The sequence below is a fragment of the Blastococcus sp. SYSU D00669 genome, from assembly GCF_054050715.1.
In genome coordinates this window covers 404,653-423,564 of sequence record NZ_JBJGZV010000001.1, presented here as the reverse complement: position 1 = coordinate 423,564, position 18,912 = coordinate 404,653, and the positions used below count along the sequence as shown (strand labels likewise).

Below are 18,912 nucleotides of genomic sequence, written 5' to 3'. Positions count from 1 at the left end.
ACGGGAGGACGACGACGGCGCGCAGCGGCGTCGGGCACAGTGGCCGCCATGTCGCTGTCGCTGCTGGACTGGCGCCGCCGGGTGACCGGCCTCTACGCCGCCGCCCGCGCGGCTCCCGACCCGGAGCGGGGCTGGCGGACCTGGCGGGACGGCCGCGACGAGCTGCTCGCCGGCCACCCGGACTCGCCGTTCGGCCCCGAGGCGCGGACGCGGTTCGGCGGGCTGCCCTTCACGCCGTACGACCCGGCCCTGCGGTTCGAGGCGGAGCTGCGACCGGCCGAGCCACAGCGCCTGCGGCTGCCCACCGGGGAGGGCGAGCTGCCGATGGACCGGCTCGGCACCGTCGCGCTCGGCGCGCTCGGGCCGGTCGACGTCTGGTGGCTCGGCGGCTACGGCGGCGGGGTGTTCGTGCCGCTGCGCGACGGCAGCGCGGGCCGGACGACCTACGGGGGCGGCCGCTACCTGCTGGACACGATCAAGGGCGCCGACCTCGGTGGCGCCGGCGGCCGGCTGGTGGTGGACCTGAACTTCGCCTACCACCCGTCGTGCACCTACGACCCGCGGTGGACCTGCCCCCTGGCGCCGGAGGGCAACCGCACCGCCGTCCCGGTCGAGGCCGGCGAGCAGCTACCCCCCGGCGGCTGGTACCGGTGACGTGCTGGAACGGCCCCCGTGCAGGGCCCCACCGCGAGCGTGCGAGCGGTGGGGGGCACGGGGGTCCTCCTACTGCTGGGCGAGAGCGCCGTCGGAGCTGAACACGAGACCGATCGAGACCTCGCCCTGCTGGATGGCCGCCTTGGTCAGCGGGCCACCGGCGTCGAGCGGGGTGAACTCGGCGAACTCCAGCCCGTAGGTGTCCTCGAGACCAGGCTGGCAGAACGGCCGCGTCGGGCACTCCGGCGGGCCACCCAGCACGAGCGAGCCGTCGCCGCAGGCCTCGGCCAGCTCCGAGAGCGTGGTGACGCCGAGCTCGTCGGCGAACGCCTGCGAGACGGCGAACGCGTTCTGGTCGGCCGCCTCGGAGGGCTCGCCGAAGGCCAGGCCCTGCTGGGTGGCCAGCGGGCCGAGCGCCTCGACCGTGGCGTCGACGTCGCCGCTGGCGACCGGCTCGGGGTCGGGGCCGTTGACCTGCACGTTGAGGGCCTCGGTCACCGTGGACAGGTACTCGGGGAAGGCCTGGATCTGGGTGCCCTCCTGCAGCGCCGGCAGGTACACGTCGCGGGCGCCGACCTCCTGCACCGACGCGGTGAACCCGGCCGAGGTGAGCACGCCGGCGTAGATGTTGGCCAGGATCGTCGACTCGGTGAAGTTCGCCCCGCCGACCACCACGGTCCCGCTGCCCTGCTCGAGGCCGTCGGTGACGCCGCTCTCCTCGACCCAGGCCGCGGCGACGTCCTCGGCGCTCTGCCGCTCGACGTCGACCGCCGCGTTCATCTCGATGAGGTCCTCGGTGGTCAGCGCCGCCGAGACCGCGTCGAGCGCCGGCAGCACCGCCGGGTTGGCCTCGGCGAACCGGGCGTTGACCGCCGGGATGACGTTGTCGGCGTTCTGCAGCTGCTGGTCGTCCTCGAGCACGACCAGCTGGTCGCCGGCGACCGGGGCGCAGGCGTCGCCGGAGGCCTCGCCACCCCCCTCCGAGCCGCCCCCGGTGCCGGAGGAGCCGGACTCCCCGCAGGCCGCCGTGGCCAGCACCGAGGCCAGCGCGAGTGGAACGAGGTACCGGGCACGCCGCTTCATGGCTCGCCGCCTTCTGTGTCCCGGGCGGCCGGGGTGTCGACCGCCACGCGTGTCTGGCGGGAGGTGTCCCGCGCCGGTCATCGAACCCCGGATATCCGCACCGAGGCAATGCGGTTTTGCAGGCTTTGTGGATCTGTTACGGGCGTCACAGGGGGACGCCGGACGCCGTCGGCTCGGGAGTGGCCGTGGCGACGCGGCGGCGCGGCGCGAAGGGCAGCCGCTTCTGGCCCGGGGTGACCGCCCACGAGACCGCCACCAGCAGCAGCTCGGTGAGCAGGGCCAGCCCGGCCACGAGGATGGCGCCGGCGACGACCTGGCCGTAGTCGCCCTGACCGAAGCCCAGGCTGATGATCCGGCCGAGCCCGCCGCCGCCGACGAGGGCGGCCAGGCCCGCGGTCGCGACGACCTGCACCGTCGCGGTGCGGATGCCGACCAGGAGCAGGGGCACCGCCAGCGGCAGCTCGGCGCGGGTGATCACCTGGCGGGTGTTCATCCCCATGGCCCGGGCCGCCTCGCGCACGTCGCGGTCGACCTCGCGGAACCCGACGTAGGCGTTGGTCAGGATCGGCGGGACGGCGAAGACGGCCAGCGCGATCGTCGTGGCCCGGTTGCCGAAGCCGATCGGCGTCACGGCGAAGATCGTGAGCAGGGCCAGGGTGGGCACGGCGCGGCTGACGTTGGACAGCGCGACGACGAAGCCGCCACCGCGGCCGCTGTGGCCGAGCGCGATCCCGATCGGCAGCCCGACCAGCATGGCCAGCAGCACCGCGACGACGGAGATGACGAGGTGCTCGACGAGCAGCTCGAGGACCCCGTTGGTCCGCGTCCAGTTGTACGGGTCGTTGAGGTAGACGAGGGCCCGCTCGAAGGCGTTCACGCGCGCACCCGCGACCAGGGCGTGACCACCCGCTCGACCCCGGCGAGCAGCAGGTCGGCGACCAGCGCGAGCAGCACGCAGCCGACCGCGCCGGTGACGATCTCCGCCCGGTAGAAGTTGGCGTTGAAGCCCCCGACGATGAGCTGCCCCAGCCCGCCGTGGCCCACGATCACGCCGACCGTGGCGAGGGCGACGGTGGAGACCGTGGCGATGCGCAGCCCCGCCATGAACGACGGCAGCGCCAGGGGGAGCTCGACCTGGACGAACATCCGCGCCGGCCCGTAGCCCATCCCGCGGGCCGCCTCCCGCACGTCGGCGGGGACGGCGAGCAGCCCGGCCAGGAAGTTCCGCACGAGGATGACCAGCGAGTAGAGCACCAGCCCGATCAGCACGGTGCTGAACGACAGCCCGGTGATCGGCGCGAGGACGGCGAACAGCGCCAGCGACGGGATCGTGTAGATGATCGTGGACAGCCCGAGCACCGGGCCGGCGAGCCAGCGGCTGCGCCGGGCCAGCAGGGCGAGCGGCAGCGCGATGAGCGCCCCGATCAGCACCGCCAGGACGGTGAGCCGCACGTGCTCGCCCAGGTACCGCAGAATGGACGACCAGTTGTCCACCACGTAGGAAGGGCTGAACCACGGGTTCGGGGCGGCATCGGCCGCCACCACCGCGCTCAGCACCGGGCGCTCACCTGGAAAGGCACCTCGTGGACGCTACTGCGCCCCCACCCCCCGGCGCGACGTCGTCGGCCGCGCCGACCGCGGGCGGCGGATCGGCCGAGGAGATCAGGCTCGAGGGCGTCAGCAAGGTCTACCCCGACGGGACCGTGGGCGTGGCGGAGCTGGACCTCACCTTCGCCGCCGGCGAGCTCACCGTCCTGGTCGGTCCGTCGGGGTGCGGCAAGACGACGACGATGAAGATGATCAACCGGATCATCGAGCCGACGACCGGCCGCATCCTGCTCGGCGGCGAGGACGTCACCCGCGTCGACCCCGACCGGCTCCGCCGCCGCATCGGCTACGTGATCCAGAACGTGGGGCTCTTCCCGCACCAGACCATCCGCACCAACGTCGCCACCGTGCCGCGGCTGCTCGGCTGGGACCGCCGCCGGACGCGGGAGCGGGTGGACGCGCTGCTCGACTCGGTGGGCCTCGACCCCGGCATCTACGGCGACCGCTACCCCGCGCAGCTCTCCGGCGGCCAGCGGCAGCGGGCCGGTGTCGCCCGGGCCCTGGCCGCCGACCCGCCGGTGCTCCTCATGGACGAGCCGTTCTCGGCCGTGGACCCCGTGGTGCGCGAGCGGCTGCAGTCGGAGTTCCTGCGGCTGCAGGCCGACGTCCGCAAGACGATCGTCTTCGTCACCCACGACATCGAGGAGGCCGTGCGCCTCGGCGACCGGATCGCGGTGATGAGCCAGGGCGGGCACGTCGAGCAGTTCGCCTCGCCCGCGGAGCTGCTGGGCAAGCCGGCCAGCGACTTCGTGGCCGACTTCGTCGGCGCCGACCGCGGGCTCAAGCGGCTGGCCGTCACCGGCATCGCGCTGGAGGACCTCGAGCAGCCGCCGGTGGTGCACGTCGCCGACGGGCTCGCCGACGCCCGCGCCGCTATGCAGCGGACCGGGGCGCGGTGGGCCGTCGTCCTCGACGACGCCGGCGACCTGCACGGCTGGTTGTCCGCCGAGCGCGCGGCCGGTGCCGGCACCGTGGCGACGGCGGCCAAGCGGATGGAGGCCTGGGTGCCGGTCGACGCGTCGCTGAAGACGGCGTTCTCGACGATGCTGCAGCTGGAGGCGGGCTGGGTGGCCGTGCTCGACGGCGACCGGTTCTGCGGCGTGCTCACCCCGGCGTCGCTGCACGCCGCGCTGCGCCGCTCGGTGGAGGGCGTCCAGCCGGAGACCGCCGGCGCGGTGTGATCGGACGGCCCCTCGGCAGGGGCCCGCGCCGAGCGTGCGAGGCGTGGGGGGCAGAGGGGTCCTCGCTCAGGCCCGGACGCCGCTGCCCGGACCGTCGTCGCCGCCGGGCGGGATCCGGCAGACCGACTCCAGCCACAGCCCGGCGCCGACCAGCGCCGCGGCCGAGACGACGCCCACGACGGCGGCCAGGGTGTCCCCGCCGGCTGCCTGCAGCGTGCCCACCTGCGAGGCCACGTGGGCGAGCACGCCGGCCCACACCCCCACGAAGACGGCGCCGACCCAGGCGCTGGCCTGGGCGAGGACGGCGAGGCGGGCGACCAGCATCGGCTCCACCGGCCGCACCGGCCCGCCGGGGCGCTCGGCCACCGCCTGCCCGCGCCGCTGCGCCGAGCGCGCCTCCCGCTCGGCGGCGAGGCGTGCCTTGAGCGTGCGCGCGCCGAGCACCTCGGCCACCGCGAGCACGCCCAGCGGGACGCCGAGCCACCAGTCCAGCGGCGGCAGGTCGCCGTAGAAGGTGCGCACCAGGAGCCAGGAGGCGACGGCCAGCCCCACCGCCGCGACGGCCAGGTCCCGCCGGTTCACCGGCCTCAACGGAGGTGCTCCCACTTCACGACGGCCTCGACGTCCTCCCGCGGGAGGGCGGCGACGACGTCGGCCACGCTGCCGTGGCCGGGCAGCTGCGCGGTGGGGTCGAGGGTCAGCCAGGGCACCAGCACGAACGCCCGCTCGTGCGCCCGCGGGTGGGGCAGGGTCAGCGCGGGGTCGTCGGAGACCACCGGCACGCCGTCGTCCCCGGTGACCGTGACGACGTCGACGTCGAGCGTGCGGGCGCCCCACCGGACCTCGCGGGTCCGCCCGGCGGCCTGCTCCAGCTCGTGCGCCAGCGCGAGCCAGCCGGCGGCGTCGCGCGGGCCGCGGACCACGGCGATCGCGTTGAGGTACGGCGGCTGCTCGACCGGCCCCCACGGCGGGGTCTCGTAGAGCACCGAGCGGGCCACCAGGCCCTCGTCCTGGAGCGCGGTGAAGGCGGCGCGCAGCGTGCCGGCCCGGTCGCCGAGGTTGGCGCCCAGCGACAGGACCGCGCGGCTCACCGGCGCTCGCGGCGGATCGCCACCGTGACGTCGTCGAACGGCACGCCGAGGTCGGCGTCGGGCTTGTGCACGGTGATCTCGACGGCGTCGACCAGCGCGTCGGCGAGGCAGACGTCGGCCAGCCGCTGGGCCAGCGTCTCGAGCAGGTCCACCGGCTCGCCGGTGAGGACGGCGTGCAGCTCCTGCGCGAGCTCGGCGTAGTTGACCGTCTTCCCCAGGTCGTCACCGGCGGCGGCCGGCGCGGTGTCCAGCTCCAGGACGGCGTCGACGCGGAAGGTCTGCCCGCGCTCGCGCTCCCAGTCGTAGACGCCGTGGTGGGCGTGCGCGGAGAGGCCGGTGACGGTGATGCGGTCGGGGCGGCGGGGCGGGTGGGCGTCAGCCACGGCGGCGGGCCTCCCGCACGGCGGCGACGGTGCGCACGGCGTCCACCGAGGCGGCGGCGTCGTGCACGCGCACGCCCCAGGCGCCGGCCTCGGCGGCGAGCACGGTGGTGGCCAGGGTGGCCGCGTCCCGCTGCTCGGCCGGGCGCGGCTCGCCGTCGGGACCGGCCAGGAGGCGGCCGAGGAAGGTCTTGCGGGAGGCGCCGACCAGCACCGGCAGGCCCAGCCCGACGACGCGGTCCAGCCCGGCGAGCAGCGCCCAGTTGTGCGGGGCGTTCTTGGCGAAGCCGAGCCCGGGGTCGAGGACCAGCTGGCCGGGCGCCACCCCGGCGGCGACGACGTCCTCCACCCGGGCGGTGAGCTCGGCGCAGACCTCGGTGACCACGTCGCCGTACTGCGCGGCCGCGTACATCTGCCGGCTGTGGCCGCGCCAGTGCATGAGCACCCACGGCACGCCGGCGTCGGCGACCAGCTTGGCCATGCCCGAGTCGGCCAGGCCGCCGCTCACGTCGTTGACCAGCACCGCGCCGGCGTCGAGGGCGACCTCGGCGACCTCGGCGCGGGTGGTGTCGACGCTGACCCGCGCGCCCTCGGCGGCGAGGTCGGCGATCACCGGCAGGATGCGCCGGCACTCCTCGGCGGCGTCCACGCGGTCGGCGCCGGGGCGGGTGGACTCCCCGCCCACGTCGACGTAGTCGGCGCCGGCGGCGTGCATGGCCAGGCCGTGGGCGACGGCGGAGTCGTGGTCGGCGAAGCAGCCGCCGTCGGAGAAGCTGTCCGGGGTGACGTTGAGGACCCCCATCACCACGCAGCGGCCGGGGTGCGGGAGCTCGGTGCGGCTCACCGGCCCAGGACGAGGCTCATCGCCTCGCTGCGCGTCGCCGGGTTCTCCCGGAAGATGCCCCGCACCGCCGAGGTGACGGTGCGCGACCCGGGCTTGCGGATGCCGCGCATGGCCATGCACAGGTGCTCGGCCTCGATGACCACCAGCACGCCGCGCGGCTTGAGGACGTCGGACAGCGCGTCGGCGATCTGCGAGGTCATCCGCTCCTGCACCTGCGGACGCCGGGCGTAGACCTCGACCAGCCGGGCCAGCTTGGACAGCCCGGTGACCCGGCCGTCGTCCCCGGGGATGTAGCCGATGTGCGCGATCCCGTGGAACGGCACCAGGTGGTGCTCGCAGGTCGAGTACATGGGGATGTCCTTGACCAGCACCAGCTCGTCGTGGTCCTCGTCGAAGGTGGTCGCGAGGACCTCGCCGGGGTCCTGCCAGAGGCCGGCGAAGATCTCGGTGTAGGCCCGGGCCACCCGGGCGGGGGTGTCCTTGAGCCCGGGACGGTCGGGGTCCTCCCCCACGGCGATGAGCAGCTCCCGGACGGCGGCCTCGGCGCGCGGCCGGTCGACGCCCCGGACCGCGCTGCCGATGCCGCCGTGCCTGTCCTCCGTCATCGCTGGACGGGGGCGCCCACGTCACCTACCGGTGTGTCGCCGCTGACGTGGCCGTTCCCGTTCTGCTCCGCCCGCTCCGCCGGGGTGAGCACCGGCGGCTGGTCGGACGGCGTGCGCTTCCCGAAACCGTTGTACGGGGCGAGCGAGGGACGCTTGGTGACCGGCGCGCAGATGCGGGCCATGTCCTCCTTGGACAGCGTCTCCTTCTCCATCAGCTCGAGCACGAGGTTGTCGAGCACCTGGCGGTACTCGACGAGGATCTCCCACGCCTCGTCGTGCGCGGCCTCGATCAGCGCACGCACCTCGGAGTCGATGTCGGCGGCGACGGCCTCGGAGTAGTCCGGGTGCCCACCCATGTCGCGGCCGAGGAACGGCTCGGAGTCGTCCCGGCCGTACTTCACCGCGCCGAGCTTGGCGCTCATGCCGTACTGGGTGACCATCGCCCGGGCCATCGCGGTGGCCTTCTCGATGTCGTTGCCCGCGCCGGTGGTCGGCTCGTGGAACACCAGCTCCTCGGCCGCCCGGCCGCCCAGCGCGTAGGCGAGGGTGTCGATCATCTCCGAGCGGGTCTGGGTGTACTTGTCCTCGGTCGGCAGCACCAGCGTGTGCCCCAGGGAGCGGCCGCGCGGCAGGATCGTCACCTTGTGCACCGGGTCCAGGTTGGGCAGCGCGTGCGCCACGAGGGCGTGCCCGCCCTCGTGGTAGGCGGTGACCTTCTTCTCCTTCTCGCTCATCGCCCGGGTCTTGCGCTCCGGGCCGGCGATGACGCGGTCGATCGCCTCCTCGAGCGTCGGGTCGGTGATGACCGAGCCGTTGGTGCGGGCGGTGAGCAGCGCCGCCTCGTTGAGCACGTTGGCCAGGTCGGCACCGGTGAAGCCGGGGGTGCGCCGGGCGACGGTCTCGAGGTCGACGTCGGGGGCGAGCGGCTTGCCCTTGGCGTGGACGGCGAGGATCTGCTTGCGGCCCTCCAGGTCGGGCCGGTCGACGGCGATCTGCCGGTCGAAGCGGCCCGGGCGCAGCAGCGCGGGGTCGAGGATGTCGGGCCGGTTCGTCGCGGCGATCATGATCACGCCGCCCTTGACGTCGAAGCCGTCCATCTCGACGAGCATCTGGTTGAGGGTCTGCTCGCGCTCGTCGTGCCCGCCGCCCATGCCGGCGCCGCGGTGCCGGCCGACGGCGTCGATCTCGTCGACGAAGATGATCGCCGGGGCGTTCTGCTTGGCCTGCTCGAACAGGTCGCGGACCCGGCTGGCGCCGACGCCGACGAACATCTCGACGAAGTCCGAGCCGGAGATCGAGAAGAACGGCACGCCGGCCTCGCCGGCCACCGCGCGGGCGAGGAGGGTCTTGCCGGTCCCGGGCGGGCCGAACAGCAGCACGCCCTTGGGGATCTTCGCGCCGACGGCCTGGAACTTGACCGGGTTCTGCAGGAAGTCCTTGATCTCGTGGAGCTCCTCGACGGCCTCGTCGGCGCCGGCGACGTCGGCGAACGTCGTCTTCGGGGTGTCCTTGCTGACCACCTTGGCCTTGGACTTGCCGAAGGCCATGACGCCCCGGCCGCCGCCCTGCATCGAGTTGAACAGCCAGAACAGCAGCAGGAGGAGGATCACGAAGGGCAGGAAGCTGACCAGGATGGAGACGAAGACGCTCTCCTGGGTCACGTTCGTGGTGAAGCTGACCCCGTCGCCGTTGCCGTCACCGGTGCCCGACACCAGGTCGTAGATGTCGTCGGAGGCACCGATCGGGTAGGACGCGCTGATCTTCGTGGAGCCGTCGACCGCGTTGCGCAGGTCGAGGTCGAGCGTCTGCTCCTTGTCGTTGATCGTCGCCGACTCGACGTTGCCGCTGGAGAACTGCTCCAGCGCGGTGGAGGTGCGCACCTCGGTGTAGCCGCCGTCGCCGCGGAACAGGGACGAGAACGCGACCGCCAGCAGGACGACGAGCACGACCCAGAACCACACGGAGCGGAAGATCTTCTTACGTTCCATACCGAGACCGGGCGGCCGGGTGCCCGGCTACCCGTCGACCCTCCTGATCGTCCGGGGACGCCGCCGGCGACCCGGGCGGGCACCCCGGCGCACGGCTCGGCGTCGTCGGGTCCGACGGTACACCGGGGACGCTGCGCAAAACCTGGTCGCGGGCCGTGCATCGCCTGAACTTGACCCGGGAGGAGGAACGCGCTAGCCGGAGTAGACCTCCGGGCGCAGCGTGGCGATGTAGGACAGGTCGCGGTAGCGCTCCGCGTAGTCCAGGCCGTAGCCGATGACGAACTCGTTGGGGATGTCGAAGCCGACGTACTTCACCGGCACCTCCACCTTCACCGCGTCGGGCTTGCGCAGCAGCGCGCAGACCTCCAGCGAGGCCGGCTGGCGGCCGCCGAGGTTCTTGAGCAGCCAGGACAGCGTCAGGCCGGAGTCGATGATGTCCTCGAGCACGAGCACGTGCTTGCCGGCGATGTCGCGGTCGAGGTCCTTGAGGATGCGGACGACGCCGGAGGAGCTGGTGGACGAGCCGTAGGAGGAGACGGCCATGAACTCCATCTGCGTCGGCAGCCGCAGAGCCCGCGCGAAGTCGCTCATGAACAGGACGGCGCCCTTGAGCACGCCGACCAGCAGGACCTCCCGGCCGGCGTAGTCCGCGGCCACCTGCTCGGCCAGCTCGACGATCTTCTCCTGGATCTGCTCCTCGGTGAGCAGGACGTGGTCGATGTCGGGGCCGTAGCCGTGGTCGTTCCCCAGCGGTGCGGGGGCGGAGGCGGGCTTCGTCACGGACGGTGCTCCTCGGGAGGGTGCGGGCGAGCGCCTCCGCCGGTGCCCGGAGCGCGCAGCACCAGCCTGCCAGACGCCCGGACGACGCCCGCACCGCCGGGTAGGTCGACCCGTCCCTGCCCGCGCCAGGCCACCAGCAGCGCGTCCACCGCGTGCAGGTGGACCGCCTGCAGGTCGGGCACCCCGCCCGTCAGCAGCCAGCCGCGCAGCACCCGGCGGCGCAGCGCTGCCGGCAGCGCGGCCGCGCCGTGCGCGTCCAGGCCGTCCGGTCCGGTGAGCCGGGCGCCCTCGGCGGCGGCGAGCGCGTCGAGGGCGTCGAGGTCCTCGCGCAGCAGCGCGGCGGTGCGGGCCAGCGCCGGTGCCACGCCGCCGCCGAGGACCTCCTCCAGCAGCGGCAGCGCCTCGCCGCGCAGCCGGGCGCGCGTGTACGCGGGGTCGGTGTTCCACGGGTCGTCCCACACCGGCAGGCCCTGGTCGGCGCAGGCCTGCCGGGTCGTGGCGCGGCGGACGCCGAGCAGCGGCCGCCACCAGATCCCCTTCTGCTCCACCATCCCGGCGACCGAGCGCGGCCCCGAGCCGCGGCCGAGCCCGAGCAGCACCGACTCGGCCTGGTCGTCGAGCGTGTGCCCGAGGGCGACGCGGGCGCCGTGCTCGGCCGCGGCCGAGGCGAGGGCCGCCTGCCGGGCGGTCCGGGCGGCCGCCTCCGGTCCGCCGTCCGTCCCGACGGCCACGGGCAGGACGGCGACCGGCTCGAGGCCCAGCTTGCGCAGCAGGTCCGCGGTGGCGGCCGCGCGCTCGGCCGAGCCGGCCTGCAGCCCGTGGTCGACGGTCACCGCGCCGGCCGGGACGCCGGCGCGGGGCGCCTCGAAGGCGATCGCGGCGGCGAGGGCGACGGAGTCAGCTCCTCCGCTGCACGCCACGAGCACCGGCTCCGTCGAGCGGGTCAGCCCGGGCCGGACGGCCGTGCGCAGCTGCGCGACCGCCGGGCTCGGGCCGCTCACGGGCGCCTCAGGCGGTGATCGCGGGGCGACCGAACACCCGGTCGACCCACTTCTGCGGCGCGGTGAGCTCGTCGATCAGCGGGAGGTTGGCCGGGCCCTCCCACACGCGGTTGAACCCGTCCATGCCGACGAGGTCGACCACGCCGCCGACGAACGTGCGGCCGTCGGCGTACTGCTTCATCTTCTGCTCCAGGCCGAGCAGCCGGCGCAGCACGCGGTCGAACGGGCCGCGGCCCTTGCGCCGCTGCGCGAACCGCTTGCGCAGGGTCGTCACGGAGGGGACGACGTCGGGGCCGACGCCGTCCATGACGTACTCGGCGTGCCCCTCCACCAGGCTCATCACGGCGGTCACCCGGTCGAGGACGGCGCGCTGGCGCGGGTCGCGGACCAGGGCGAGCAGCCCCTCGCTCTCGCCGTCCCCACCCCGGACGGCGTCGCCCAGGCTCCTGAGCACGTCGGTGAGCCGCTCGCGGAGCACCTCGGGGGTGAGGTCGGTGGCCTCGACGAACTCGCCGATCTGCTCCTCCAGGTGCCCCTGGAGCCAGGGCACGCCGGTGAACTGCAGCTGGTGGGTGACCTCGTGCAGGCACACCCACAGCCGGAAGTCGCTCGGGTCGACGCCGAGCTTGCGCTCGGCGTCGACGATGTTCGGCGCGACGAGCAGCAGCCGGCCGCCGGTGCCGAAGACCTCGTACTGGCCGAGCACGCGCGAGGAGAGGAAGGCGAGGATCCCGCCGGCCTGCACGCCGGTGGCCCGCGAGCCGATCGCGGTCGCGATCGGGCCGGGGCGGGTGCCCTGCTTCTCGGTGAGGGCGTCGACCAGCGGGTCGAGCAGCGCCTTCATGCCGGCGGTGTTCGCGTCGATCCAGCCCGGCCGGTCGACGACGGCGACCTCCGGCAGCGGGCCGCCCGCCGCGGGCTTGAGCCCGGTCAGGCCCTCGACGTGCGCGACGGCGGTGCGCGCCGCCTCGTGCAGCTCCCGGACGACGGCGGCGGCCTCCTCCCGGGTGGTCTCGGGACCGGGGCCGACCAGCTTGCGGGCGGTTCGACCGGCGAGGTCCCAGTCGACCATCGAGGAAGGGCTCGTCATCGCCTCAACGTACGCGCTGGAGCCGACGGGCTCCCGTCAGCCGCAGCCGCAGGCCGCGAGGGCGGTGGCGATCCGGTCCAGCGCGGCCTCGGCGCTGGGGACGCTGCCGGTGGCGGCGTCGGCCAGGACGGCGAAGGTCAGCAGCCGGCCGTCCTCGGTGACGACCGTCCCGGCCAGGCCGTTGACGCCCTGCAGGGTGCCGGTCTTGGCCCGCACCGCGCCGGGCGCCGTCGCGGGGTCGTCGTCCCCGCGGTCGGCGAGGGTGCCGTCCCAGCCGGCGACGGCGAGCCCGGACAGGACGGGGCCGGCCTCGGCCAGCGTGCCGTCGACGACGTCGGTGAGCAGCGCGGTCAGCAGGCCGACCGGGAGGCGGTCCAGCTGGGAGAGCCCGCTGCCGTCGGAGAGCTCGACGCCGGTGACGTCGACACCGGCGTCCCGCAGCGCACCGATCACGGCCTCGGCCGAGCCCTCGAAGCTGGCGGGCAGGTCGCGGGCGAGCGCCACCTGCCGGGCCAGCGCCTCGGCGAGCATGTTGTCCGACGCCGACAGCGCCTGCTCGACCAGGCGTGCGATCGGCGCCGACCGCACCGTGCCCAGGACCTGGGCGCCCTCGGGGGCCTGGCCGAGCACGATGCCCGCGCCCGGGGCGCCGAGCGCGTCGGCGAGGGCCGCCCCGGCGTCGAGGCCGGGCTGGCCGCTGCGGGCGTCGGAGCCCGGCGCCACCCGCGCGCCGTCGACGGCGGTGGCGGTGACCGGGGCGGCGTAGCTGGACGGGGCGTCGCCGGCCGCCCAGCCGCTGGCGGTGAGCGGGCCGCTGTAGAGGGAGTTGTCGACCACGACGCTGGTGACCGCCGTGCCGGCGGGCAGCGCGCCCAGCACCTGCGCGGCCAGGTCGGCCATCGTGGGCGCGCCGGGGTAGCTCTGCGACGGGGCCGTGCGCGACAGCGTCGGGTCGCCGCCGCCGACGAGGACGACCTCACCGGGGGCGGCGCCGGCGACGACCCGCGTCTCGAGGGTGTCGGACGGGTCGAGGGTGGTGAGCGCGGCGACGGCGGTGAGCAGCTTGGCGGTGCTGGCGGGGATCGAGGGCGAGCCGGGGTCCTGGGCGAACAGGCTCGTGCCGGTGGCCGCGTCGACGACCTCGACCGAGACGCCGGTGCCCAGCGCCGGGTCGGCCAGCAGCGGCGCGAGGGTCGCCGACAGCGCGGCCGGGTCGGGCGCCGGGGCGTCGGCGGAGAGCTCGGGGAGGACCGGCGCGCCCTGCCCGAGCTCGGGCAGCACGGCCGACGCCGCGGCCTCGGCGACGGCCGAGGAGGGTGCGTCGTCGCGGACGACGACGAGGAGCGTCGCGACCACCGCGGCGATCAGGACGACGACGCCCGCACCGGCCAGGATCAGCCGGCGACGGAACCTCGAGTAGTTCGCCGTGACGACCGTCGAACCGCTCGACGCGATGGTGCCCACCCCCCACAGGGACCCTGCGTCGAATCCACCGGGTCGCCGTGGGACACACTAACTGCCGTGCAGTTCGACGTGACGATCGAAATACCGAAGGGCCAGCGGAACAAGTACGAGCTGGACCATGCCACCGGACGCATCCGGCTCGACCGGATGCTGTTCACCTCGACCCGCTACCCGGCGGACTACGGATACATCGAGAACACCCTGGGCATGGACGGCGACCCGCTCGACGCCCTGGTGATCCTCGACGAGCCCACGTTCCCGGGCTGCCTGATCACCTGCCGCGCGATCGGGATGTTCCGGATGACCGACGAGAAGGGCGGGGACGACAAGGTCCTCTGCGTGCCGGCCACCGACCCGCGCATGGCCCACCTCACCGACATCAGCGAGGTCCCCGAGTTCGACCGGCTGGAGATCCAGCACTTCTTCGAGACCTACAAGGACCTCGAGCCGGGCAAGTCGGTGGAGGGTGCCGAGTGGGTGGACCGGACGGCCGCCGAGGAGGAGATCCGCAACTCCCTCGAGCGCGCCGAGAAGGAGGGCTACCACACCTGAGCCGGCCGGCCCGGCCACCCGGGCCGCGCCGCGAGCACCTCCGACGTCGGCACCCACCGGCTCGCGCCGCGTGGCTGCCGCCGTCGTGCTGCTCGGGGGCTCAGCGGCGCGCGTCGTGCAGGACGACGGTGACGAAGCCGAGCTGACCGCGGTAGCCCTCCAGCCACTCGCGGCGGTGGGCGTCGGCCAGCCGGAGGGCGTCCTCCCGGTCGGTGGGGTCGGCCTCCTCGACCGCCCACGCCGTGAGGGCGCCGGTCCACGACCACTCGTAGCGGTCCCACTCGGCCGCGGTGCTGAGGTGGCCGAACCCCGGCTCGAAGCCGTGCTCGCGCGCGGTGCGCAGCAGGTCGCCGATGGCGGGCAGCTCGCCGGGCTCGGCGCCGAGGGCGGCCAGCGCCTGCGGCGCCGGGGGCGTCTCCCAGAAGCCGTCGCCGAGCAGCAGGCGCCCGCCGGGCACCAGGTGCCGGCGGACGGCGTCCAGCGTCGGCCCGAGGCCGCCGAAGGCGTGCGTGGCGCCGATGCAGAGGACGGCGTCCGCGGGGTCGCCGTCCCACGCCGCCGCGTCGCCGTGCTGCCAGGTGACCCGGTCGGCCACTCCCCGCCCGGCCGCCGTGGCACGGGCCTGGTCGAGGGCGACCGCGGAGGTGTCGACGCCGGTCCCGGTGGCCGTCGCCGCGCGCTCGAGGGCGGCGCACAGCCAGTGGCCGAGCCCGCAGCCGAGGTCGAGCACCCGCCCGCCGTCGGGGACGCCGAGCCGGCCGAGCAGCAGCGCGACGTTCTCGTCGGAGACGGGGGCGGCGATCGGGTGCCAGCGGTGCGCGATGGCGCTGGCCAGGGCTCTGTCCACCGGCGCATCCTGCCAGCGGCGCGCGGCGGGACGCCGGAGCGGGGAGAGCCGCCTGTCGGAATCGAACCGACGACCTTCTCATTACGAGTGAGATGCTCTACCGACTGAGCTAAGGCGGCGGACGTGCGGGCCCGAGCTTACGGCACCGGCGCGGCCGTCCCGCGCAGGGGCGCGGGTCAGGACGCGGGGAGCCGCAGCGCGACGGTCAGCGCCTCCAGCGCCACCTGCGGTTTCACGTTCTGCTCCAGCGCCCGGCGGCAGGCGAGGATCGCGTCGATGCGGCGCAGCGCCCCCTCCGCGCCGATGCGGGCGGCGAGCTCCTCGGCGTCGGCGCGGCGGTCGGGGTGGTTGAGCGACGGCGCCTGGCCGGCGCCGGCGGCGAGCACCAGCGCGTCGCGGTAGAGCCCGGCGAGGTCGACCAGCGCCCGGTCCAGCGAGTCGCGGCCCAGGCGGGTGGCCCGCGACTTCTGCTTCTTCTCCAGCTCCTTGAGCACGCCGGCGCCGCGGCTGGCGGCGGCGACGCCCGGCCCCCGGGCCCCCACGCCGAGGCTGGCCTTGACCGCCTCGGTCTCGACGCCGTCGAGCGCGGCGGCCGCCTCGTCGGCCTCCTCCTTGGCGGAGCTGACCAGGTCGTCGGCGGCGTCCAGGCAGGCGGCCAGCGAGACCAGCCGCAGCGGGACGTCCAGCACGGCCTTGCGGGCCAGCCGGGCGGCCTCGTCGCGGGCCAGCCGCCGGGCGCGGCCCACGTGCCCGCCGGCCGCCGCGGCCGACCACGCGGCCAGCGGCGGGTCGACGCCGTCCCGCCGCACCAGCACGTCGGCGACGGCGTCCACCGGCGGCGTGCGCAGGCCGACCACGCGGCACCGGGAGCGGATGGTGACGCTCACGTCGTCGGGGTGCAGGCTCGGCGCGCAGAGCAGGAAGACCGTGCGCGCGGGCGGCTCCTCGAGCATCTTGAGCACGGTGTTCGACGCCTGCTCGGTCATCCGGTCGGCGTCCTCGACCAGCACGATCTGCCAGCGCCCCTGCGACGGCGCCCGGCCGGCGATGCGCACGATCTCGCGGACCTCGGCGACGCCGATGGACAGCCCCTCGGGCACCACGGTCTGCACGTCGGCGTGCGTGCCGGCCAGCACGGTGCGGCAGGCGTGGCAGTGCCCGCAGCCGCCGTCGGGGCACTGCAGCGCGGCGGCGAAGGCGCGCGCGGCCACGCTGCGCCCGGAGCCGGGCGGGCCGGTGAACAGCCAGGCGTGGGTCATCGCGGCCGGGTCGGCGACGGCGGCCTGCAGCTCCGCGACGACGGCGGTCTGGCCGACGACCCTCGCCCAGACGTCCTCGGCGACGACGGCCCCGCTCACGGGTGCAGCTGGGGGGTCGAGCCGGTCTGGGCGTGCGGGTGGTGCGCGCCGGCGGCGTGCTCGACGGCGTCGGCCCGCGGACGCAGCCGCGGGTCCTCGGGCAGCTTCTGCAGCTCCACCCCGGAGAGCAGCTCGGCCACCTTCACGCGGATCGCGGCGGCCAGCTCGTCGGGCGCGCGGGTGGCGTCGAGCACCAGGTAGCGGTCGGGCTCGGCCTCGGCCAGCGCCCGGAAGGTCTGCCGCACCCGCTGGTGGAAGTCCAGCGACTCGGACTCGAGGCGGTCCGCGGCGGCCCGTCCACGGGCCCGCGCCAGGCCCACCTCGGGCGGCAGGTCGAGCAGCACGGTCAGGTCGGGCACGAGCCCCTGGGTCGCCCAGCGGGACAGACCGCGGACGTCCTCCAGCGGGATGGTGCGCCCGGCCCCCTGGTACGCCAGCGAGCTGTCGACGAACCGGTCGGTGATCACCACCTCGCCGGCGTCGAGCGCGGGCCGCAGCACGTCGTGCACGTGCTGGGCGCGGTCGGCGGCGTAGAGCAGCGCCTCCGACCGCGGCGAGATGCCGGTGTGGGCGCGGTCGAGCACGATCGAGCGGATGCCGGCCCCCGAGGGCGTCGCGCCGGGCTCGAAGGTGGCCCGGGCCACCAGCCCCTCGTGCGTCAGCCACTCCTGGAGGCGGCGGACCTGCGTCGACTTGCCGGCGCCCTCGCCACCCTCGAACGCGATGAGCACGCCGCCCTTGGCCAGGCGGCGGCGGGCGGTGGTGTCGCGGCGCAGCGCGGTGACGACGTCGGCGACCAGCGGCACCGGCCGGCCGTCGTCCATCTGCCGGTAGGCGACCACCCCGACCAGGGCGGCCAGCAGCCCGGCGACGAACAGCATGATCCGGTCGCCGGTGATCTCGAACTCGACCGGCCCGAGGTCGACGCCGTGGCGGCCGAACAGGCCGACCCCGAAGGGCACCACGGCGAGGCTCAGGATGAGCGCGGCCCGCACGAGCGACTGGACGAGGGCGAACGTGCGGCCGCGGACGGCGTCGTCGACCTCCGTGCCGAGCAGGGTGAACCCGGCCAGGTAGGCGATGCCGGCGAAGAAGCCCATGAGGACGACGAGCAGCAGCGCGATCCACAGCGTGAAGGTCCACGCGAGCAGCAGCACGACCAGCCCGGCGCCGACGATCGCGACGCCGAAGAGCCGCTCGCGGGAGAGGTCGCGGGCGATGCTCGGGCCGATGCCGATGCCCAGGCCCAGCCCGATGAAGACGGCGCCGAACAGCAGGCCGTAGGCGGCCTCACCGCCGCCCAGGGAGGCGGCGAACGCCTGCGCGGTGGCGATGACCACGCCGGCGGCGACGAAGGCCCCGGTGATGCCGATGACCAGGCCGCGGACCAGCGGGGTGTGCCCGGCGAAGGAGAAGCCGTGCTTCAGCGAGCCGAGGAAGCTCTCCCTCTGGACGACGGCGCCCTCCTCCCGGCGGCCGCTGATCGAGGGCAGGTTCCAGATCACGACCGCCGCGACCAGGAACGTCAGGGCGTTGAGGTACAGCGCGAGGTCGGTCTCGTCGAGCCACGGCAGCGGCGAGGTCATCGACCCGCCGAGGGTGGTGAGCAGCGCGAACACGATCGCCGCGGCCACGGGGGTGAGCCCGTAGGTGGTGACCAGCGAGAGCTGGTTGGCCGGCTCGATCTGGTCCTTGCGGAGCATGTTCGGGACCGCGGCGTCCTTCGCCGGGATCCAGAACATGCTCAGCGCCTCGATGACGAACTGGGCGACGAACAGCCAGATCAGGTTGTCGACGATCGGGATCGAGGCGAACAGGCCGAACCGCAGGATGTCGGTGACGACCATCGTCTTGCGCCGGTCGAACCGGTCGGCGAATGCCCCGGCCAGCGGGCCGAGCACGATCGTCGGCAGCAGCCGGAACAGCAGCACCGCGCCGAGCGCGAAGTTCTGCCCGGCGAAGCTGTCGACCAGCGAGGTCGCGGTGGCCGTGATGGCCAGCAGGCCCAGCCAGTCGCCGAAGCTGGAGAGCGCCATCGACTCCCACAGCCGGCGGAAGTCCCGCACCCGCAGGACGGCGCGGATCTTGGCGAACAGCCCGAGGGCGTCGCCGCCCAGGTCGTCGGGGGCGGCGTCGCGGGCGGTCTGCGCGGCACCGGGAGCAACCTGGCCCGCCGTGGTGTCCAGGTCCGCCAGCGGCATCGGCGCGTCCGCGGGCACGGGTGTGCCGCCGGGCGGCAGACCGTCCGGGGGGACGACGGTCCGCTCGTCCGGCTGCGCGGGCGGCTCGTCGCCGGGCGGCGGCGCCGGGAGGGGCGGATCGGACCTGATCGGGGGGCTCCCGGTGGGTGTCGAGGTGGGCGGAGCTGGCCCTGGGCCGCCTCACG

The 18,912-nt window shown here is 75.0% G+C and carries 19 protein-coding genes and 1 tRNA gene; 3 read left to right on the top strand and 17 right to left on the bottom strand.

Annotated features, from left to right (window positions below):
• Positions 1 to 48 precede the first annotated feature (48 nt).
• A complete protein-coding gene (locus ACI8AF_RS02060) occupies positions 49 to 654 on the top strand; it encodes a DUF1684 domain-containing protein (protein WP_456537990.1) in 606 nt (201 codons plus the stop codon).
• A gap of 69 nt (positions 655 to 723) precedes the next feature.
• On the opposite strand, the gene ACI8AF_RS02055 is transcribed toward ACI8AF_RS02060, so the two are convergent.
• The 3 genes from ACI8AF_RS02055 to ACI8AF_RS02045 all read right to left on the bottom strand — a co-directional run bounded on the left by ACI8AF_RS02055 (position 724) and on the right by ACI8AF_RS02045 (position 3,294).
• Positions 724 to 1,737, bottom strand: coding sequence for a glycine betaine ABC transporter substrate-binding protein (locus ACI8AF_RS02055; protein WP_456537989.1), 1,014 nt, complete (start codon positions 1,735 to 1,737; stop codon positions 724 to 726).
• Positions 1,738 to 1,882: 145 nt separating this feature from the next.
• Positions 1,883 to 2,614: an ABC transporter permease gene (locus ACI8AF_RS02050; protein ID WP_456537988.1), complete on the bottom strand. Its 732-nt coding sequence runs from the start codon at positions 2,612 to 2,614 to the stop codon at positions 1,883 to 1,885.
• Complete coding sequence (locus tag ACI8AF_RS02045) at positions 2,611 to 3,294, bottom strand: ABC transporter permease (protein ID WP_456537987.1); 684 nt, start codon at positions 3,292 to 3,294, stop codon at positions 2,611 to 2,613. Before ACI8AF_RS02045 ends, ACI8AF_RS02050 begins: the two co-directional genes overlap by 4 nt.
• Positions 3,295 to 3,320: 26 nt before the next feature.
• Between ACI8AF_RS02045 and ACI8AF_RS02040 the strand changes: the two genes are divergently transcribed.
• Positions 3,321 to 4,526: an ABC transporter ATP-binding protein gene (locus tag ACI8AF_RS02040; protein WP_456537986.1), complete on the top strand. Its 1,206-nt coding sequence runs from the start codon at positions 3,321 to 3,323 to the stop codon at positions 4,524 to 4,526.
• Positions 4,527 to 4,592: 66 nt separating this feature from the next.
• On the opposite strand, the gene ACI8AF_RS02035 is transcribed toward ACI8AF_RS02040, so the two are convergent.
• The 10 genes from ACI8AF_RS02035 to dacB all read right to left on the bottom strand — a co-directional run bounded on the left by ACI8AF_RS02035 (position 4,593) and on the right by dacB (position 13,769).
• Positions 4,593 to 5,108 carry a DUF3180 domain-containing protein gene (locus ACI8AF_RS02035; RefSeq protein WP_456537985.1) on the bottom strand — a complete coding sequence of 172 codons (516 nt, stop codon included), beginning with the start codon at positions 5,106 to 5,108 and terminating at the stop codon, positions 4,593 to 4,595.
• Between the two features lie 5 nt (positions 5,109 to 5,113).
• Entirely contained in the window at positions 5,114 to 5,617 is a 504-nt protein-coding gene (gene folK / locus ACI8AF_RS02030) for a 2-amino-4-hydroxy-6-hydroxymethyldihydropteridine diphosphokinase (protein WP_456537984.1), read from the bottom strand.
• On the bottom strand, positions 5,614 to 6,000 hold the full coding sequence (gene folB, locus ACI8AF_RS02025; protein ID WP_456537983.1) for a dihydroneopterin aldolase: 387 nt from the start codon (positions 5,998 to 6,000) through the stop codon (positions 5,614 to 5,616). Before folB ends, folK begins: the two co-directional genes overlap by 4 nt.
• Positions 5,993 to 6,841 (bottom strand): dihydropteroate synthase, encoded by an 849-nt coding sequence (gene folP / locus ACI8AF_RS02020; RefSeq protein WP_456537982.1) that lies wholly within the window; start codon positions 6,839 to 6,841, stop codon positions 5,993 to 5,995. Before folP ends, folB begins: the two co-directional genes overlap by 8 nt.
• Positions 6,838 to 7,446 (bottom strand): GTP cyclohydrolase I FolE, encoded by a 609-nt coding sequence (gene folE, locus ACI8AF_RS02015; RefSeq protein ID WP_456537981.1) that lies wholly within the window; start codon positions 7,444 to 7,446, stop codon positions 6,838 to 6,840. Before folE ends, folP begins: the two co-directional genes overlap by 4 nt.
• Positions 7,443 to 9,434 carry an ATP-dependent zinc metalloprotease FtsH gene (ftsH, locus tag ACI8AF_RS02010; RefSeq protein WP_456537980.1) on the bottom strand — a complete coding sequence of 664 codons (1,992 nt, stop codon included), beginning with the start codon at positions 9,432 to 9,434 and terminating at the stop codon, positions 7,443 to 7,445. The genes folE and ftsH overlap by 4 nt, the downstream gene beginning before the upstream one ends.
• Positions 9,435 to 9,626: 192 nt before the next feature.
• Positions 9,627 to 10,214, bottom strand: coding sequence for a hypoxanthine phosphoribosyltransferase (gene hpt / locus ACI8AF_RS02005; RefSeq protein ID WP_456537979.1), 588 nt, complete (start codon positions 10,212 to 10,214; stop codon positions 9,627 to 9,629).
• Positions 10,211 to 11,215, bottom strand: a complete 1,005-nt coding sequence (tilS, locus tag ACI8AF_RS02000) for a tRNA lysidine(34) synthetase TilS (protein WP_456537978.1) — start codon at positions 11,213 to 11,215, stop codon at positions 10,211 to 10,213. The genes hpt and tilS overlap by 4 nt, the downstream gene beginning before the upstream one ends.
• 7 nt (positions 11,216 to 11,222) lie before the next feature.
• Positions 11,223 to 12,305 carry a zinc-dependent metalloprotease gene (locus ACI8AF_RS01995; protein ID WP_456537977.1) on the bottom strand — a complete coding sequence of 361 codons (1,083 nt, stop codon included), beginning with the start codon at positions 12,303 to 12,305 and terminating at the stop codon, positions 11,223 to 11,225.
• Positions 12,306 to 12,341: 36 nt separating this feature from the next.
• A complete protein-coding gene (gene dacB / locus ACI8AF_RS01990) occupies positions 12,342 to 13,769 on the bottom strand; it encodes a D-alanyl-D-alanine carboxypeptidase/D-alanyl-D-alanine endopeptidase (RefSeq protein WP_456537976.1) in 1,428 nt (475 codons plus the stop codon).
• 57 nt (positions 13,770 to 13,826) lie between these two features.
• Between dacB and ACI8AF_RS01985 the strand changes: the two genes are divergently transcribed.
• Positions 13,827 to 14,321, top strand: a complete 495-nt coding sequence (locus tag ACI8AF_RS01985; protein WP_456537975.1) for an inorganic diphosphatase — start codon at positions 13,827 to 13,829, stop codon at positions 14,319 to 14,321.
• 100 nt (positions 14,322 to 14,421) lie between these two features.
• Here the strand turns inward: ACI8AF_RS01985 and ACI8AF_RS01980 are convergent, their stop codons facing one another.
• The 4 genes from ACI8AF_RS01980 to tmk form a co-directional block, all read right to left on the bottom strand.
• Positions 14,422 to 15,168, bottom strand: a complete 747-nt coding sequence (locus ACI8AF_RS01980; RefSeq protein ID WP_456537974.1) for an SAM-dependent methyltransferase — start codon at positions 15,166 to 15,168, stop codon at positions 14,422 to 14,424.
• Positions 15,169 to 15,214: 46 nt separating this feature from the next.
• Positions 15,215 to 15,287 (bottom strand) — tRNA-Thr (locus ACI8AF_RS01975).
• Positions 15,288 to 15,344: 57 nt separating this feature from the next.
• Positions 15,345 to 16,526 carry a DNA polymerase III subunit delta' gene (locus tag ACI8AF_RS01970; RefSeq protein WP_456537973.1) on the bottom strand — a complete coding sequence of 394 codons (1,182 nt, stop codon included), beginning with the start codon at positions 16,524 to 16,526 and terminating at the stop codon, positions 15,345 to 15,347.
• Entirely contained in the window at positions 16,523 to 18,727 is a 2,205-nt protein-coding gene (gene tmk, locus ACI8AF_RS01965; protein ID WP_456537972.1) for a dTMP kinase, read from the bottom strand. The genes ACI8AF_RS01970 and tmk overlap by 4 nt, the downstream gene beginning before the upstream one ends.
• Positions 18,728 to 18,912 lie beyond the last annotated feature (185 nt).

Bases quoted from the DNA above. Each gene is read 5' to 3' on its own strand.
- ACI8AF_RS02060 (WP_456537990.1), top strand. From the start codon at position 49: ATGTCGCTGTCGCTGCTGGACTGGCGCCGCCGGGTGACCGGCCTCTAC.
- ACI8AF_RS02055 (WP_456537989.1), bottom strand. From the start codon at position 1,737: ATGAAGCGGCGTGCCCGGTACCTCGTTCCACTCGCGCTGGCCTCGGTG.
- folE (WP_456537981.1), bottom strand. From the start codon at position 7,446: ATGACGGAGGACAGGCACGGCGGCATCGGCAGCGCGGTCCGGGGCGTC.
- ftsH (WP_456537980.1), bottom strand. From the start codon at position 9,434: ATGGAACGTAAGAAGATCTTCCGCTCCGTGTGGTTCTGGGTCGTGCTC.
- ACI8AF_RS01995 (WP_456537977.1), bottom strand. From the start codon at position 12,305: ATGACGAGCCCTTCCTCGATGGTCGACTGGGACCTCGCCGGTCGAACC.
- tmk (WP_456537972.1), bottom strand. From the start codon at position 18,727: ATGCCGCTGGCGGACCTGGACACCACGGCGGGCCAGGTTGCTCCCGGT.